Genomic DNA, 16,737 nt, shown 5'->3' on the forward strand with positions numbered 1-16,737 from the left:
AACCCCTTTAATGGGCGGATTCCGCGTGGCTCATGTCCATGCCTTCCATACCTTCGTGTGCGCTGTGCTCACCTTCTGGCTGGGTCATGTCCATGCTCTTACCGTGAGCCATAAACTTGTTAATCACATCGGCAAACAAGTCTGGTTTCACGTTGGAGAAATATTCCACCTGGTTGTATTCGCTAGGCGCGGCCAGTTTTTCGAACGCTGCCATGTCAGACATGGTGTTCGGCGACTGTTTCGCTTTTGCGACCCACTGGTCGAATTCGGCGCGATCCGGTGTTGCAATAGCTTTGAACTTCATGCCTGAGAAGCCCGGGCCGCTGTAGCTGGCGGAGATACCGTCATAAGTGCCGGGTTCGTTGGCGATCAGATGCAGGCGAGTCTGCATACCGGCCATGGCATAAATCTGGCTACCCAGACGCGGAATGAAGAAGGAGTTCATCACGGAGTTGGAGGTCACTTTGAAGTACACCGGAGTGTTCGCCGGGAAAGCGATTTCATTCACGGTAGCAATGCCCTGTTCCGGGTAGATGAAGAACCATTTCCAGTCCATGGAAACCACTTCGATGGTAATGGGCTTCTCGTCGTGTGCCAGCGGCTTGCTAGGCTCAAGAGCGTGAGTGGTTTTCCAGGTCAGTACCGCAAGGAAGATGATGATTAAGATAGGTACCGTCCAGACCACAGCTTCCACTTTATTGGAGTGTGACCAGTTCGGGCTGTACTTAGCATCTTTATTGCTCGCACGGTACTTCCAGGCGAAACCAACAGCCATCAAGATTGCGGGAATAACGACAATCAACATCAGGCCAAATGCCGTCAGTATCAGTGAACGTTGCTCCAGACCAATCTGTCCTTTGGGATCTAACAGCGCAGAATTACAGCCACTGAGCAATACAGTGCCTGCAAATAATGACAACCATCCCAAACTTTTATTGTATTTCCTGAGTCTCATTTAACGACCTCAATTCCACGGGATCTGGTGGCGTTTAAAGTGTGTGGGCATTTTACGGGAAGGTTGCATTACTGTAAACATGATTAAATTCCTGTTACTTGGATTTGGCTATCAGGTCACATATGTTGCAAAACATATCAAGTTGATTTTAAGAAGCTGTTGCAAAAGGGCGTTATAACGAAAGGGGAGTGCAGAAGGAGTTTGGGCGGGCAATTGGTATAACCAATACAAAATAAAACAATTATTTAACAAACAATTATCATTAAGGTGACAACTGGGTAGTGAGAAAATAAAGACTCATTAGCTGAATCGTGTAAGAAAAATAGAATTCATAAATGGCGTCAATAATTTCCAGACGCTAAGCCGCACAGAAGAACAAATATTAATAAGCGATGTTGATGTTTATTTAGCCGTAATAATTACGGCGAGTGATTACTACGGCTAAATAATATTTACAGATTACGTCAGATGCGTTTTTCGTAGCGCCAGATAATCCAGTAAACCACCAAGCACGACGCCAGAAAGGGCGACTAAAACCCCGACTTCCAGCAGCGCAGGCAGGAAAGAGAAGTGCGTCAAATCCAGCGCGTCCATCGTCAACAGCAGTAACCACACGGCCAACAGGCTGACGCCCGCCGCCAATGTCCACATGGCAAAGGCATAACCTGCCGGATATTCAGTACGGGAGATAAAGTTGTCATTTACTCGTGTATATTCAAGCGTCTGGCGACAAACCAGCAGCAAAAAAAGCCCTGGTACGGCAGCGGCGACGGAGAACAGATAGAATGTCGACCAGCCGTGTGCTTCAACAAACCAACCCGCCACGGGGCCGACATAAACTCGCCCTACAGCAGAAAGCGCTGAGAGCAGGGCAAATTGAGTAGCGGAAAATGACTTATTACACAGCGTCATTAACAGCGCGACAAAGGCTGATGTACCCATCCCGCCACAGAGGTTTTCGAAAAAGACGGCTGCGCCCATGCTGTAGAGATGCTTATCAGTAATCGACAGCAGCCAGTAACCGGCGTTAGACGCACCTTGTAAAATACCGAAAATCAGCAGCGCCCGGAACAGTGACAGGCGCTGCATCAAAATCCCACCGTACAACGCGCCAACAATGGTCGCCAGCAAGCCAAGCGTTTTGTTAACCACGCCTACTTCACCTGCATCAAATCCGACGCCGCGAATCAAAAAAGTGGTTGTCAGGCTCATGGCGAATGCGTCGCCCAGCTTATACAGCACGATGAGAAGCAAAATAAGCCACGCGTTATTGCGACCAAAGAAATCGCGCAGAGGTGCAACAACCGCTTGTTCCAGCGTTTTGGGCACAGGAACGGTGTCGGTTGGTTCTGGTGCAAGTAACGTCGCGATAATACAGGGGATCAACAGCGCCGCCATCAACCAGTACATGCCCTGCCAGCCCAGCCATTTATCTGCCAGCCACAGGGCTAAGCCGCCGGAAACCAGCATCCCTAAACGGTAACCCAGCACGCTGATTGCCGCGCCCGCACCACGCTCTTCTGCCGGGAGCACATCGGTTTTCCACGCATCGAAGACAATATCCTGGGAGGCAGAGCAAAAAGCGATCACCACCGCCAGTGCCGCCATCCAGCGGAGCTGGGTGCCTGGTTCGAGAAAACCCATCGCCGCAATGGCGACTAATAACAGGATTTGCGTGGCGAGCAGCCAACCGCGCCGCCGCCCGAAAAATGGGGGCGTGTAGCGGTCCATCAGCGGTGACCAGAGGAATTTAAAAACGTAAGCCTGGCCTACCAGAGAGAAGAAACCAATGGTTTTAAGATCGATATTCTCGACCGTCATCCAGGCCTGTAAGGTGCCGGATGTCAGGGCGAGCGGTAGCCCGGAAGCAAAACCCAGAATCAGCAATATGGCTGAACGTGGCTGTTGAAAAATACGTAAATATTGACTGGACATGGGCGTCTACAGGCCCGGCTTGCACCGGGCCAGAGGGCAGAAATTAACGCGCGTTCTGCTTGATGAATTCGTGGATGCTGGTGTCCTGAGACATATCAGCGATGGTATCGGTCAGCACACTGTTAACCGCATCGGCGATATTTTTGTTGGAGGCCTGGAACGCACCTTCAACGTTGTAGCTGGCACGATAGTTTTTGGTCATTTTGTTGCCATTCTGCGCGGTAGCGATGATAGCGATATCCGCTTTGGTGGCGATGTTATAGCGCACGTTGCCCTGGGACACGTCAGCATACAGTTGGCTAACGATGATTTGCAGATTAACCGGGCCATTCGGACCAACCATGTAACCGCGCGCGGTCATCTGTTTTTCCAGCACTTCTTGCAGCAGGAAACGCAGATCGCGGGAGGCAGTCAGGGTAACGATTTGATTATCGCGGGTGACTTTTGCCAGCGCCTGATCGGTACGCTGATCGGCACCATTAATGCTTACGGTGACGCCCATCAGGCTTGGATCCTGCTGTGGCAGTGTTATCGTCGGTGAAACTTCAATAGTTGTTGGCGGTTTTGCGCATCCTGCAAGCATAAACAGAGCAACTAACGGGAAGAGGATTTTTTTGAACATGTTCGGGCTCTCAGAGACTCTTAAGCGTGTTTGGTAAAAATTCCCGCCATCATAACATTGCCAACGGCGAGGGGAAGTGGGTAAGGCATGTAAATTCATCATGTTGACGAAATAATCGCCCCTGGTAAAAGAAACGCTGATGCGAGGCCTGTGTTTCAATCTTTAAATCAGTAAACTTCATACGCTTGACGGAAAAACCAGGACGAAACCTAAATATTTGTTGTTAAGCTGCAATGGAAACGGTAAAAGCGGCTAGTATTTAAAGGGATGGATGACATCTCAGCGTTGTCGGAGGAGATATTTCATGATGATACGTGAGCGGATAGAAGAAAAATTAAGGGCGGCGTTCCAACCCGTATTCCTCGAAGTAGTGGATGAAAGCTATCGTCACAATGTCCCAGCCGGCTCTGAAAGCCATTTTAAAGTTGTGCTGGTCAGCGATCGTTTTACGGGTGAACGTTTTCTGAATCGTCATCGAATGATTTACAGTACTTTAGCGGAGGAACTCTCTACTACCGTTCATGCGCTGGCTCTGCATACTTACACTATTAAGGAGTGGGAAGGGTTGCAGGACACCGTCTTTGCCTCTCCTCCCTGTCGTGGAGCAGGAAGCATCGCGTAAAAACGCATTTGCAACTGTCGGCGCTTTTCCAGTATGTTGCTAAAGATTTTATGAAAAACGGCCTGCGGGCCGTTTTGTTTTGTCTGGATTTTGCGCTTTTTGCCCAGCATTCAGACGAAAATTGCCCGGGAATTGTGAAAAAATACGCGACAGCGCGCAATAACCGTTCTCGACTCATAAAAGTGATGCCGCTATAATGCCGCGTCCTATTTGAATGCTTTCGGGATGATTCTGGTAACAGGGAATGTGATTGATTATAAGAACATCCCGGTTCCGCGAAGCCAACAACCTGTGCTTGCGGGGTAAGAGTTGACCGAGCACTGTGATTTTTTGAGGTAACAAGATGCAAGTTTCAGTTGAAACCACTCAAGGCCTTGGCCGCCGTGTAACGATTACTATCGCTGCTGACAGCATCGAGACCGCTGTTAAAAGCGAGCTGGTCAACGTTGCGAAAAAAGTACGTATTGACGGCTTCCGCAAAGGCAAAGTGCCAATGAATATCGTTGCTCAGCGTTATGGCGCGTCTGTACGCCAGGACGTTCTGGGTGACCTGATGAGCCGTAACTTCATTGACGCCATCATTAAAGAAAAAATCAATCCGGCTGGCGCACCGACTTATGTTCCGGGCGAATACAAGCTGGGTGAAGACTTCACCTACTCTGTAGAGTTTGAAGTTTATCCGGAAGTTGAACTGCAGGGTCTGGAAGCGATCGAAGTTGAAAAACCGATCGTTGAAGTGACCGACGCTGACGTTGACGGCATGCTGGATACTCTGCGTAAACAGCAGGCGACCTGGAAAGAAAAAGACGGCGCTGTTGAAGCAGAAGACCGCGTAACCATCGACTTCACCGGTTCTGTAGACGGCGAAGAGTTCGAAGGCGGTAAAGCGTCTGATTTCGTACTGGCGATGGGCCAGGGTCGTATGATCCCGGGCTTTGAAGACGGTATCAAAGGCCACAAAGCGGGCGAAGAGTTCACCATCGATGTGACCTTCCCGGAAGAGTACCACGCAGAAAACCTGAAAGGTAAAGCAGCGAAATTCGCTATCAACCTGAAGAAAGTTGAAGAGCGTGAACTGCCGGAACTGACTGCAGAATTCATCAAACGTTTCGGCGTTGAAGATGGTTCCGTAGAAGGTCTGCGCGCTGAAGTGCGTAAAAACATGGAGCGCGAGCTGAAGAGCGCCATCCGTAACCGCGTTAAGTCTCAGGCGATCGAAGGTCTGGTAAAAGCTAACGACATCGACGTACCGGCTGCGCTGATCGACAGCGAAATCGACGTTCTGCGTCGCCAGGCTGCACAGCGTTTCGGCGGTAACGAAAAACAGGCTCTGGAACTGCCGCGCGAACTGTTCGAAGAACAAGCTAAACGCCGCGTAGTTGTTGGCCTGCTGCTGGGCGAAGTTATCCGCACCAACGAGCTGAAAGCTGACGAAGAACGCGTTAAAGGCCTGATCGAAGAGATGGCTTCTGCGTACGAAGATCCGAAAGAAGTTATCGAGTTCTACAGCAAAAACAAAGAACTGATGGACAACATGCGCAATGTTGCTCTGGAAGAACAGGCTGTTGAAGCTGTACTGGCGAAAGCGAAAGTGACTGAAAAAGAAACCACTTTCAACGAGCTGATGAACCAGCAGGCGTAATTTACGCAGCATAACGCGCTAAATTCGCACAAAGGCCCATCACCGCCAGGTGGTGGGCCTTTTTTTGTCATGAATTTTGCATGGAACCGTGCGAAAAGCCTCTTTCGGTGTTAGCGTAACAACAAAAGATTGTTATGCTTGAAATATGGTGATGCCGTACCCATAACACAGGGACTAGCTGATAATCCGTCCATAAGGTTACAATCGGTACAGCAGGTTTTTTCAATTTTATCCAGGAGACGGAAATGTCATACAGCGGCGAACGAGATAACTTTGCACCCCATATGGCGCTGGTGCCGATGGTCATTGAACAGACCTCACGTGGTGAGCGCTCTTTTGATATCTATTCTCGTCTACTTAAGGAACGCGTCATTTTTCTGACTGGCCAGGTTGAAGACCACATGGCTAACCTGATTGTGGCGCAGATGCTGTTCCTGGAAGCAGAAAACCCAGAAAAAGATATCTATCTGTACATTAACTCCCCAGGCGGGGTGATCACTGCCGGGATGTCTATCTATGACACCATGCAGTTTATCAAGCCTGATGTCAGCACCATCTGTATGGGCCAGGCGGCTTCGATGGGCGCTTTCTTGCTGACTGCAGGGGCAAAAGGTAAACGTTTCTGCTTGCCGAATTCGCGCGTGATGATTCACCAGCCGTTGGGCGGCTACCAGGGCCAGGCGACCGATATCGAAATTCATGCCCGTGAAATTCTGAAAGTTAAAGGGCGCATGAATGAACTTATGGCGCTTCATACGGGTCAATCATTAGAACAGATTGAACGTGATACCGAGCGCGATCGCTTCCTTTCCGCCCCTGAAGCGGTGGAATACGGTCTGGTCGATTCGATTCTGACCCATCGTAATTGATGCCAGAGGCGCAACTGTGCCGCTATACTTATCCAGGGCGGCACAACGCTGTAAGCGGCTTGCGCCTGAGAATGGCATTTGCGTCGTCGTGTGCGGCACAAAGAACAAAGAAGAGGTTTTGACCCATGACAGATAAACGCAAAGATGGCTCAGGCAAATTGCTGTATTGCTCTTTTTGCGGCAAAAGCCAGCATGAAGTGCGCAAGCTGATTGCCGGTCCATCCGTGTATATCTGCGACGAATGTGTTGATTTATGTAACGACATCATTCGCGAAGAGATTAAAGAAGTTGCACCGCATCGTGAACGCAGTGCGCTACCGACGCCGCATGAAATTCGCAACCACCTGGACGATTACGTTATCGGTCAGGAACAGGCGAAAAAAGTGCTGGCGGTCGCGGTATACAACCACTACAAACGTCTGCGCAACGGAGATACCAGCAATGGTGTCGAGTTGGGCAAAAGTAACATTCTGCTGATCGGTCCGACCGGTTCCGGTAAAACGCTGCTGGCCGAAACGCTGGCGCGCCTGCTGGACGTCCCGTTCACCATGGCCGATGCAACCACGCTGACCGAAGCCGGTTATGTGGGCGAAGACGTTGAAAACATCATTCAGAAGCTGTTGCAAAAGTGCGATTACGACGTACAGAAAGCGCAGCGCGGGATTGTCTACATCGATGAAATCGACAAGATTTCTCGTAAGTCAGACAACCCGTCCATTACCCGAGACGTTTCCGGTGAAGGCGTACAGCAGGCACTGTTGAAACTGATCGAAGGTACGGTAGCTGCTGTTCCACCGCAAGGTGGGCGTAAACATCCGCAGCAGGAATTCTTGCAGGTTGATACCTCTAAGATCCTGTTTATCTGTGGCGGTGCGTTTGCCGGTCTGGATAAAGTGATTTCCCATCGTGTAGAAACAGGCTCCGGCATTGGTTTTGGCGCGACGGTAAAAGCGAAATCTGACAAAGCAAGTGAAGGCGAGCTGCTGGCGCAGGTTGAACCGGAAGATCTGATCAAGTTTGGTCTGATCCCTGAGTTCATTGGTCGTCTGCCGGTTGTCGCAACGTTGAATGAACTGAGCGAAGAAGCTCTGATTCAGATCCTCAAAGAGCCGAAAAACGCCCTGACCAAGCAGTATCAGGCGCTGTTTAATCTGGAAGGCGTGGATCTGGAATTCCGTGACGAGGCGCTGGATGCTATCGCTAAGAAAGCGATGGCGCGTAAAACCGGTGCCCGTGGCCTGCGTTCCATCGTAGAAGCCGCACTGCTCGATACCATGTACGATCTGCCGTCCATGGAAGACGTCGAAAAAGTGGTTATCGACGAATCGGTAATTGATGGTCAAAGCAAGCCGTTGCTGATTTATGGCAAGCCGGAAGCGCAACAGGCATCTGGTGAATAATTAACCATTCCCATACAATTAGTTAACCAAAAAGGGGGGATTTTATCTCCCCTTTAATTTTTCCTCTATTCTCGGCGTTGAATGTGGGGGAAACATCCCCATATACTGACGTACATGTTAATAGATGGCGTGAAGCACAGTCGTGTCATCTGATTACCTGGCGGAAATTAAACTAAGAGAGAGCTCTATGAATCCTGAGCGTTCTGAACGCATTGAAATCCCCGTATTGCCGCTGCGCGATGTGGTGGTTTATCCGCACATGGTCATCCCCTTATTTGTCGGGCGGGAAAAATCTATCCGTTGTCTGGAAGCGGCGATGGACCATGATAAAAAAATTATGCTGGTCGCGCAGAAAGAAGCTTCAACGGATGAGCCGGGTGTAAACGATCTTTTCACCGTCGGGACCGTGGCCTCTATATTGCAGATGCTGAAACTGCCTGACGGCACCGTCAAAGTGCTGGTCGAGGGGTTACAGCGCGCGCGTATTTCTGCGCTCTCTGACAATGGCGAACACTTTTCTGCGAAGGCGGAGTATCTGGAGTCGCCGACCATTGATGAGCGGGAACAGGAAGTGCTGGTGCGTACTGCAATCAGCCAGTTCGAAGGCTACATCAAGCTGAACAAAAAAATTCCACCAGAAGTGCTGACGTCGCTGAATAGCATCGACGATCCGGCGCGTCTGGCGGATACCATTGCTGCACATATGCCGCTGAAACTGGCTGACAAACAGTCCGTTCTGGAGATGTCCGACGTTAACGAACGTCTGGAATATCTGATGGCAATGATGGAATCGGAAATCGATCTGCTGCAGGTTGAGAAACGCATTCGCAACCGCGTTAAAAAGCAGATGGAGAAATCCCAGCGTGAGTACTATCTGAACGAGCAAATGAAAGCTATTCAGAAAGAACTCGGTGAAATGGACGACGCGCCGGACGAAAACGAAGCCCTGAAGCGGAAAATCGACGCGGCGAAAATGCCGAAAGAGGCAAAAGAGAAAGCGGAAGCAGAACTGCAGAAGCTGAAAATGATGTCTCCGATGTCGGCAGAAGCGACCGTGGTGCGTGGTTATATCGACTGGATGGTGCAGGTGCCGTGGAATGCGCGTAGCAAGGTCAAAAAAGATCTGCGTCAGGCGCAAGAAATCCTTGATACCGACCATTATGGTCTGGAGCGCGTTAAAGATCGTATCCTTGAGTATCTTGCGGTTCAAAGCCGTGTCAACAAAATCAAGGGACCGATCCTCTGCCTGGTTGGGCCGCCGGGGGTAGGTAAAACGTCCCTGGGTCAGTCCATCGCCAAAGCTACCGGACGTAAATATGTTCGTATGGCGCTGGGCGGCGTGCGTGACGAAGCGGAAATCCGTGGTCACCGCCGTACTTACATCGGTTCTATGCCGGGTAAATTGATCCAGAAAATGGCGAAAGTGGGCGTGAAAAACCCGCTGTTCCTGCTCGATGAGATCGACAAAATGTCTTCTGACATGCGTGGCGATCCGGCTTCCGCACTGCTTGAAGTGCTGGATCCAGAGCAGAACGTAGCGTTCAGCGACCACTACCTGGAAGTGGATTACGACCTTAGCGACGTGATGTTTGTCGCGACGTCAAACTCCATGAACATTCCGGCACCACTGCTGGATCGTATGGAAGTGATTCGCCTCTCCGGTTATACCGAAGATGAAAAACTGAACATCGCCAAACGTCACCTGCTGCCGAAGCAGATTGAACGTAATGCACTGAAAAAAGGTGAACTGACCGTCGACGATAGCGCCATTATCGGCATTATTCGTTACTACACCCGTGAGGCGGGCGTGCGTGGCCTGGAGCGTGAAATCTCCAAACTGTGTCGCAAAGCGGTTAAGCAGTTACTGCTCGATAAGTCATTAAAACATATCGAAATTAACGGCGATAACCTGCATGACTATCTCGGTGTTCAGCGTTTCGACTATGGACGCGCGGATAACGAAAACCGTGTCGGTCAGGTAACCGGTCTGGCGTGGACGGAAGTGGGCGGTGACTTACTTACCATTGAAACCGCGTGCGTTCCGGGTAAAGGCAAACTGACCTATACCGGTTCGCTCGGCGAAGTGATGCAGGAGTCCATTCAGGCGGCGTTAACGGTGGTTCGTGCGCGTGCGGAAAAACTGGGGATCAACCCTGATTTTTACGAAAAACGCGACATCCACGTCCACGTACCGGAAGGTGCGACGCCGAAAGATGGTCCGAGTGCCGGTATTGCTATGTGCACCGCGCTGGTTTCTTGCCTGACCGGTAACCCGGTTCGTGCCGATGTGGCAATGACTGGTGAGATCACTCTGCGTGGTCAGGTACTGCCGATCGGTGGTTTGAAAGAAAAACTACTGGCAGCGCATCGCGGCGGGATTAAAACAGTGTTAATTCCGTTCGAAAATAAACGCGATCTGGAAGAGATTCCTGACAACGTAATTGCTGATCTGGACATTCATCCTGTGAAACGCATTGAGGAAGTTCTGACTCTTGCGCTGCAAAATGAACCGTCTGGCATGCAGGTTGTGACTGCAAAATAGTGACCTCGCGCAAAATGCACTAATAAAAACAGGGCTGGCAGGCTAATTCGGACTTGCCAGCCTTTTTTTGTCTCGCTAAGTTAGATGGCGGATTGGGCTTGCCCTTATTAAGGGGTGTTGTAAGGGGATGGCTGGCCTGATATAACTGCTGCGCGTTCGTACCTTGAAGGATTCAAGTGCGATATAAATTATAAAGAGGAAGAGAAGAGTGAATAAATCTCAATTGATCGACAAGATTGCTGCAGGGGCTGATATCTCTAAAGCTGCGGCTGGCCGTGCGTTAGATGCTATTATTGCTTCCGTAACTGAATCTCTGAAAGAAGGGGATGATGTAGCACTGGTAGGTTTTGGTACTTTTGCCGTTAAAGAGCGTGCTGCCCGTACTGGCCGCAACCCGCAGACCGGTAAAGAGATCACCATCGCTGCCGCTAAAGTACCGAGCTTCCGTGCAGGTAAAGCACTGAAAGACGCGGTAAACTAAGCGTTGTCCCCAGTGGGGATGTGACGAAGTTCAAGGGCGCATCTACTGATGTGCCTTTTTTATTTGTATTCGGTGACTTTCTGCGTCTTGTGGGCTGACAATTGCCCCCGTTTCTTGTCACAATAGGCCTTTGCGCGCATCGATACGTTGCGTGAGGTACACAGTCATCTACAGCGGAGTGTTGTTACACCATGATGGACAGCTTACGCACGGCTGCAAACAGTCTCGTGCTCAAGATTATTTTCGGTATCATTATCGTGTCGTTCATATTGACCGGCGTGAGTGGTTACCTGATTGGCGGAGGCAATAACTACGCCGCAAAAGTGAATGACCAGGAAATCAGCCGTGGGCAGTTCGAGAACGCCTTCAACAGCGAGCGTAATCGCATGCAGCAACAGCTGGGCGATCAATACTCTGAGCTTGCAGCGAACGAAGGCTATATGAAAACCCTGCGTCAACAGGTGCTGAATCGTCTGATCGACGAGGCGCTGCTGGATCAGTACGCTCGTGAGCTGAAACTGGGTATCAGTGATGAGCAGGTTAAACAGGCGATTTTCGCGACCCCAGCCTTCCAGGTTGACGGCAAATTTGATAACAGCCGCTATAACGGTATCCTCAACCAGATGGGGATGACCGCCGATCAGTACGCCCAGGCGCTACGTAACCAGCTCACTACCCAACAGCTGATTAACGGCGTTGCCGGTACCGATTTTATGCTGAAAGGTGAAACCGACGAGCTGGCGGCACTGGTAGCTCAACAACGCGTGGTACGTGAAGCGACTATCGATGTTAACGCGCTGGCGGCGAAGCAGCCTGTGACCGAACAGGAAATTGCCAGCTACTACGAACAAAACAAAAACAATTTCATGACGCCGGAACAATTCCGCGTGAGTTACATCAAGCTGGATGCCGCAACGATGCAGCAACCGGTTAGCGATGCGGATATCCAGAGCTACTACGATCAGCATCAGGATCAATTCACCCAGCCGCAGCGTACCCGCTACAGCATCATCCAGACCAAAACTGAAGATGAAGCGAAAGCGGTACTTGATGAGCTGAATAAAGGCGGTGATTTTGCTACGTTAGCCAAAGAAAAATCTGCCGATATTATCTCTGCCCGTAACGGCGGCGATATGGGTTGGTTAGAAGATGCCACTATCCCGGACGAACTGAAAAATGCTGGTCTGAAAGAAAAAGGCCAACTCTCTGGTGTCATCAAATCTTCGGTCGGTTTCCTGATTGTACGTCTGGACGACATTCAGCCAGCGAAAGTGAAGTCGTTAGACGAAGTGCGTGACGATGTCGCGGCGAAAGTGAAACACGAAAAAGCCCTCGATGCGTACTACGCACTGCAGCAGAAAGTGAGCGATGCAGCAAGTAATGATACCGAGTCTCTGGCCGGTGCAGAGCAAGCTGCGGGCGTAAAAGCCACTCAGACGGGTTGGTTCAGCAAAGATAACCTGCCGGAAGAGTTGAACTTTAAGCCGGTTGCAGACGCTATCTTTAACGGCGGTCTGGTAGGTGAAAACGGCGCACCGGGCATCAACTCTGACATCATCACCGTAGACGGCGACCGCGCATTCGTGCTGCGCATCAGCGAGCACAAACCGGAAGCGGTGAAACCGTTGGCAGATGTTCAGGAACAAGTTAAGGCACTGGTTCAGCACAACAAAGCTGAACAACAGGCGAAAGTGGATGCTGAAAAACTGCTGGTTGATTTGAAAGCCGGCAAAGGTGCAGAAGCTATGCAGGCCGCCGGTCTGAAATTTGGCGAGCCGAAAACCTTAAGCCGTTCCGGTCGTGACCCGATTAGCCAGGCGGCGTTTGCACTGCCACTGCCAGCGAAAGACAAACCGAGCTACGGTATGGCGACCGATATGCAAGGTAATGTGGTTCTGCTGGCGCTGGATGAAGTGAAACAAGGTTCAATGCCGGAAGATCAGAAAAAAGCGATGGTGCAGGGTATCACCCAGAACAACGCACAAATCGTCTTTGAAGCTCTGATGAGTAACCTGCGTAAAGAGGCGAAAATCAAAATTGGCGATGCGCTGGAACAGCAATAATCCTGAAGCCGCCTCGCAAAAAAATGCTTTGCAGCTGTAACAAGAAAAGGTCGCTTTCGCGGCCTTTTCCATTTCTGAACATTGCCATTTGTTTCCTGTTTTCACTGTCGTTAAGGTGATTCCACTGTTAACAAACAAGGAGAAAACAGTATGAAACACGGAATTAAAGCACTGCTCATTACCCTGTCCCTGGCCTGTGCCGGAATGTCTCATAGCGCGCTGGCGGCAGCTCCTGCGGCGAAACCGACAACGGTAGAAACCAAAGCGGAAGCTCCTGCAGCACAAAGTAAAGCAGCAGTACCGACTAAAGCCAGTGACGAAGAAGGTACCCGGGTCAGCATTAATAATGCCAGCGCGGAAGAGTTAGCCCGCGCGATGAATGGCGTTGGCCTGAAGAAGGCGCAGGCGATTGTCAGTTATCGCGAAGAGTACGGTCCGTTTAAAACGGTGGAGGATCTCAAGCAGGTGCCGGGGATGGGCAATTCGCTGGTGGAACGTAATCTGGCGGTATTAACCCTGTAATTAATTTGCATAGTGGCAAATTTTTGCCAGACTGAAGAGGTCATACCAGTTATGACCTCTGCACTTATAACAGTTCTTATAACAACAACGTAAGGTTATTGCGCTATGCAAACACAAATCAAAGTTCGTGGATATCATCTCGACGTTTACCAGCACGTAAACAACGCCCGCTACCTTGAGTTTCTCGAAGAAGCCCGCTGGGATGGGTTGGAAAATAGCGACAGTTTTCAGTGGATGACGGCCCATAACATCGCCTTCGTCGTGGTCAATATCAATATTAACTATCGTCGCCCGGCGGTATTAAGCGACCTGTTAACCATTACCAGTCAGTTGCAGCAATTAAACGGTAAAAGCGGCATCTTAAGCCAGGTCATTACACTGGAGCCGGAAGGGCAGGTGGTCGCGGATGCGCTTATTACGTTTGTTTGTATTGATCTTAAAACGCAGAAAGCATTAGCTCTGGAAGGGGAATTGCGCGAAAAGCTGGAGCAGATGGTTAAGTAAACGTTTTGTGGTGCCGGATGCTCAAGCCGCATCCGGCGACACCCGGAATAATTACTTCAACCCGGTTTTCTGCTTCATCGCTGCCATCACCGTCGGTTTATCGGCCAGATAATGATTCAATCCGTTAGCGCGTAAATTACATGCCGCACAATGACCGCAACCGTCGCCTTTAATACCGTTATAGCAGGTCAGCGTTTCGTAGCGCACTAAATCCAGCTTGCCGTAATAATCCGCCAGCGCCCAGGTTTCCGCTTTATCAATCCACATCAGTGGCGTTTCAAAACGAATATCTTTCGCCATGCCTAAACTGACGGCATGGTTTAGTGCTTTCACAAACTCATCGCGGCAATCCGGGTAACCGGAGAAATCCGTTTCGCAGACGCCGGTAATTACGGCTTCTGCTTTTACCTGATACGCATATATTGCCGCCAGTGTCAGGAACAAAATATTACGCCCAGGGACAAACGTATTCGGGATGCCATCGGCTTCAGGTTCATAATCTGGCACTGGAATGCTGTCACGTGTCAGGCTGCTGACCGCCAGCTCGTTGAGCAGCGTTACATCAAGAACCTTATGCGCGCGTGCCCCCAGTTTCAGCGCCAGTTCGCGTGCCACGTCGATTTCCGCGCGATGTCGCTGACCGTAATCGAACGTCACGCACTGGACTTCATCATATTGTTGTAATGCCTGCACCAGACAGGTGGTGGAATCCTGGCCTCCACTGAACACAACGACAGCACGTTTCATAGATAATCCTGCTTGAACAATAAAAGCGTTATGGTAACGCCTGCGATTAACCCGGACCAGCTATTCATTGCGACGGTGCGGGAAGCCAGGCTTCGGTAAATTCAAACCAGCCGCGCGGAGTCAGTCGCACACCATTCACGCCGGGTGGAGCGCTAATGCGATAGTGATAGTTGAACAGCGGCGTCAGCGTCGCGTCTGCCATTAACTGGCTAAAAACCGCTTTCAGGGCACTAAATCGGTTTTCCTCATCAGGCATTACTTGCACCGCGTCCAGTGTCGATTGCAAATGTGCATATGCTGGAGCGTCGAAAACATGTGGCCACAGTGGATCGCAACGCAGCCATTGCTCCAGGGTATATTCCGGTGCTTCGCCAATTAACCTGTCGCCCATCATGAGGTCTGCGTGTGCCAGTAGGGTCGTGTCGTCCCAGTTTTTTGCGTTATGAAAAATAATTGTAAGTTCACAGCCTTCCGCGGCCAGTGTCGCCTGTAGGCGTTCTGCCATGGTATGAAGTTCTATCGGTAGGTGATAAACCAGCGTCAAGGTTTTCGGTAGTTTGACGTCATCCGGTACTTGCCATTGTGGAATAGTCCAGCCAGGCAGTAATGCATGACTGGCGGTGATCAGGTTTTCTCCGACTTCTAACGTTTGTAATAAACCGGATTGATGAATAATGGAGATCACTTTTCGCGCCTGCCAGAGGGACAGTCGGGGACTTTTGCGCAACGTTAAATAGCAAAAACCTAAACTGATGCCGCTACTGACCTGGCTGACGCGTTGCAGCTCCTCCGGTTTGCCGATGGTGATTTGCACGGGATGCCGACAACTGGTTCCCAAATCTTTTTCGAAAAGCGGCGGAGTTATCCAGTACTCAACCGCTTTAAGCAGCGGATGACGCAAATGGTAATAATCATGGCTCTCCAGGCGCACCAGTTCCGCTGTGAATTGTGTTAAGCGAAAAGGACCAGTGCCGATCAGGGGGAATTGCGGATGCGCCAGATGGCTGCAGTAGCTCGCCAGCCGGTGCGCAAGCCAGTGATCGGGGCGATGTAAAAAGAAGGTCAGACACTGCGGATGGGTGACTTCAATACGCTTCACGCTAATAAATAATTGACCCAGTGCTGGCAGTTGTAACAGCATCAATAACCGCTGGTGTAAGTGTGAGGCTTTTACTGCATCGCCGTTATGCCAGTGTAGGGTTGAACGAAGATAAAAGTCCCAGCGTAACCCGTCAGCAGAGGTTTCCCAGTGATGCGCTAAATCGCCAATCGGGCGCTGGGTATTATTATCGAAGCGGGTCAGGCCGGAAAATATCTGTCCGGCGAGATGCTGCTCGGCACGGCCGGGCAAAAAGCCCGGTTGTAGCGGTTCGAGCGGGCGATAGTAGGGAATACGCAACGTGGGCGTATCGTTTTGCCATTGTCCGCCCATAAACGGCTGTAACAGAGTGCGCAGCTCACCTGGGGCCAGTTGCGCCAGCTCCAGCACATCTTGCTGCTTTCCGGTTTCCAGCGCCTGTTCCATCATCGCATTGCGTAGCGATTCTGGCGTGACCAGAAAGCGTAGTTGACCGCGCTTTCCGCGTCCTGACTGCGCCTGCCACTCCAGCCATCCCGCCTCCTGTGCCTGGCGTAACAGCGTACGAACATGGCGTTCGCTGCAAAAACAGCGTTCGGCCAGTTCGCTGACGGTGACGGTTTGCGGCTTTCCGGCGGAAGGTTGCCATAGTCGTTGATACTGGTTAAGACGGTTGAGCAGTCGCATATAAACCCGGAACAATATTATTTAACTATTCACTATTACTTCCGTATATATCAGGTGATACTCAATCA

14 protein-coding genes are annotated in these 16,737 nt (G+C 50.6%); 9 read left to right on the forward strand and 5 right to left on the reverse strand.

Going from position 1 to position 16,737, the window contains the following annotated elements; all coding sequences use genetic code 11:
• Positions 1-7: 7 nt before the first annotated feature.
• From cyoA to QUE34_RS02640, 3 genes are all read right to left on the reverse strand, one after another.
• The gene (gene cyoA / locus QUE34_RS02630; RefSeq protein WP_001239441.1) at positions 8-955 is read right to left on the reverse strand and encodes a cytochrome o ubiquinol oxidase subunit II; all 948 of its coding nucleotides are present in this window, start codon (positions 953-955) and stop codon (positions 8-10) included.
• A gap of 459 nt (positions 956-1,414) precedes the next feature.
• A complete protein-coding gene (gene ampG, locus QUE34_RS02635) occupies positions 1,415-2,890 on the reverse strand; it encodes a muropeptide MFS transporter AmpG (protein WP_032302574.1) in 1,476 nt (491 codons plus the stop codon).
• Between the two features lie 43 nt (positions 2,891-2,933).
• Positions 2,934-3,512 carry a lipoprotein gene (locus tag QUE34_RS02640; RefSeq protein WP_001295326.1) on the reverse strand — a complete coding sequence of 193 codons (579 nt, stop codon included), beginning with the start codon at positions 3,510-3,512 and terminating at the stop codon, positions 2,934-2,936.
• 304 nt (positions 3,513-3,816) lie between these two features.
• Between QUE34_RS02640 and bolA the strand changes: the two genes are divergently transcribed.
• The 9 genes from bolA (at position 3,817) to fadM (ending at position 14,157) form a co-directional block, all read left to right on the forward strand.
• Positions 3,817-4,134: a transcriptional regulator BolA gene (gene bolA, locus QUE34_RS02645; RefSeq protein ID WP_000973448.1), complete on the forward strand. Its 318-nt coding sequence runs from the start codon at positions 3,817-3,819 to the stop codon at positions 4,132-4,134.
• Positions 4,135-4,477: 343 nt separating this feature from the next.
• The gene (gene tig / locus QUE34_RS02650; RefSeq protein ID WP_001198386.1) at positions 4,478-5,776 is read left to right on the forward strand and encodes a trigger factor; all 1,299 of its coding nucleotides are present in this window, start codon (positions 4,478-4,480) and stop codon (positions 5,774-5,776) included.
• A gap of 245 nt (positions 5,777-6,021) precedes the next feature.
• Positions 6,022-6,645 (forward strand): ATP-dependent Clp endopeptidase proteolytic subunit ClpP, encoded by a 624-nt coding sequence (gene clpP, locus QUE34_RS02655; RefSeq protein ID WP_000122253.1) that lies wholly within the window; start codon positions 6,022-6,024, stop codon positions 6,643-6,645.
• A 125-nt stretch (positions 6,646-6,770) separates the two neighbouring features.
• A complete protein-coding gene (gene clpX / locus QUE34_RS02660) occupies positions 6,771-8,045 on the forward strand; it encodes an ATP-dependent protease ATP-binding subunit ClpX (protein WP_000130305.1) in 1,275 nt (424 codons plus the stop codon).
• 187 nt (positions 8,046-8,232) lie between these two features.
• The gene (gene lon, locus QUE34_RS02665; protein WP_001295325.1) at positions 8,233-10,587 is read left to right on the forward strand and encodes an endopeptidase La; all 2,355 of its coding nucleotides are present in this window, start codon (positions 8,233-8,235) and stop codon (positions 10,585-10,587) included.
• A 190-nt stretch (positions 10,588-10,777) separates the two neighbouring features.
• The gene (hupB, locus tag QUE34_RS02670; RefSeq protein ID WP_254892905.1) at positions 10,778-11,068 is read left to right on the forward strand and encodes a nucleoid-associated protein HU-beta; all 291 of its coding nucleotides are present in this window, start codon (positions 10,778-10,780) and stop codon (positions 11,066-11,068) included.
• 191 nt (positions 11,069-11,259) lie between these two features.
• The gene (gene ppiD / locus QUE34_RS02675) at positions 11,260-13,131 is read left to right on the forward strand and encodes a peptidylprolyl isomerase (RefSeq protein WP_032302576.1); all 1,872 of its coding nucleotides are present in this window, start codon (positions 11,260-11,262) and stop codon (positions 13,129-13,131) included.
• 150 nt (positions 13,132-13,281) lie between these two features.
• Entirely contained in the window at positions 13,282-13,653 is a 372-nt protein-coding gene (locus QUE34_RS02680; protein ID WP_000680297.1) for a helix-hairpin-helix domain-containing protein, read from the forward strand.
• Positions 13,654-13,758: 105 nt separating this feature from the next.
• Positions 13,759-14,157, forward strand: coding sequence for a long-chain acyl-CoA thioesterase FadM (gene fadM, locus QUE34_RS02685; RefSeq protein ID WP_001194534.1), 399 nt, complete (start codon positions 13,759-13,761; stop codon positions 14,155-14,157).
• Positions 14,158-14,208: 51 nt separating this feature from the next.
• Here fadM and queC read toward each other — a convergent pair whose 3' ends face one another.
• Both queC and QUE34_RS02695 read right to left on the reverse strand, forming a co-directional pair.
• Positions 14,209-14,904, reverse strand: a complete 696-nt coding sequence (gene queC / locus QUE34_RS02690) for a 7-cyano-7-deazaguanine synthase QueC (protein ID WP_105268433.1) — start codon at positions 14,902-14,904, stop codon at positions 14,209-14,211.
• A gap of 64 nt (positions 14,905-14,968) precedes the next feature.
• Positions 14,969-16,669, reverse strand: coding sequence for an SgrR family transcriptional regulator (locus QUE34_RS02695; RefSeq protein ID WP_105268432.1), 1,701 nt, complete (start codon positions 16,667-16,669; stop codon positions 14,969-14,971).
• Positions 16,670-16,737: the final 68 nt, after the last annotated feature.

This window comes from Escherichia sp. KS167_9B, assembly GCF_030295215.1.
GTDB lineage: Bacteria > Pseudomonadota > Gammaproteobacteria > Enterobacterales > Enterobacteriaceae > Escherichia > Escherichia coli_F.

What these genes read in the sequence shown, in the direction of transcription:
- clpX (WP_000130305.1), top strand. Translation starts at nt 6,771, where the DNA reads ATGACAGATAAACGCAAAGATGGCTCAGGCAAATTGCTGTATTGCTCT.
- lon (WP_001295325.1), top strand. Translation starts at nt 8,233, where the DNA reads ATGAATCCTGAGCGTTCTGAACGCATTGAAATCCCCGTATTGCCGCTG.
- bolA (WP_000973448.1), top strand. Translation starts at nt 3,817, where the DNA reads ATGATGATACGTGAGCGGATAGAAGAAAAATTAAGGGCGGCGTTCCAA.
- QUE34_RS02640 (WP_001295326.1), bottom strand. Translation starts at nt 3,512, where the DNA reads ATGTTCAAAAAAATCCTCTTCCCGTTAGTTGCTCTGTTTATGCTTGCA.
- fadM (WP_001194534.1), top strand. Translation starts at nt 13,759, where the DNA reads ATGCAAACACAAATCAAAGTTCGTGGATATCATCTCGACGTTTACCAG.
- ampG (WP_032302574.1), bottom strand. Translation starts at nt 2,890, where the DNA reads ATGTCCAGTCAATATTTACGTATTTTTCAACAGCCACGTTCAGCCATA.
- cyoA (WP_001239441.1), bottom strand. Translation starts at nt 955, where the DNA reads ATGAGACTCAGGAAATACAATAAAAGTTTGGGATGGTTGTCATTATTT.
- ppiD (WP_032302576.1), top strand. Translation starts at nt 11,260, where the DNA reads ATGATGGACAGCTTACGCACGGCTGCAAACAGTCTCGTGCTCAAGATT.
- tig (WP_001198386.1), top strand. Translation starts at nt 4,478, where the DNA reads ATGCAAGTTTCAGTTGAAACCACTCAAGGCCTTGGCCGCCGTGTAACG.
- queC (WP_105268433.1), bottom strand. Translation starts at nt 14,904, where the DNA reads ATGAAACGTGCTGTCGTTGTGTTCAGTGGAGGCCAGGATTCCACCACC.
- QUE34_RS02695 (WP_105268432.1), bottom strand. Translation starts at nt 16,669, where the DNA reads ATGCGACTGCTCAACCGTCTTAACCAGTATCAACGACTATGGCAACCT.
- QUE34_RS02680 (WP_000680297.1), top strand. Translation starts at nt 13,282, where the DNA reads ATGAAACACGGAATTAAAGCACTGCTCATTACCCTGTCCCTGGCCTGT.
- clpP (WP_000122253.1), top strand. Translation starts at nt 6,022, where the DNA reads ATGTCATACAGCGGCGAACGAGATAACTTTGCACCCCATATGGCGCTG.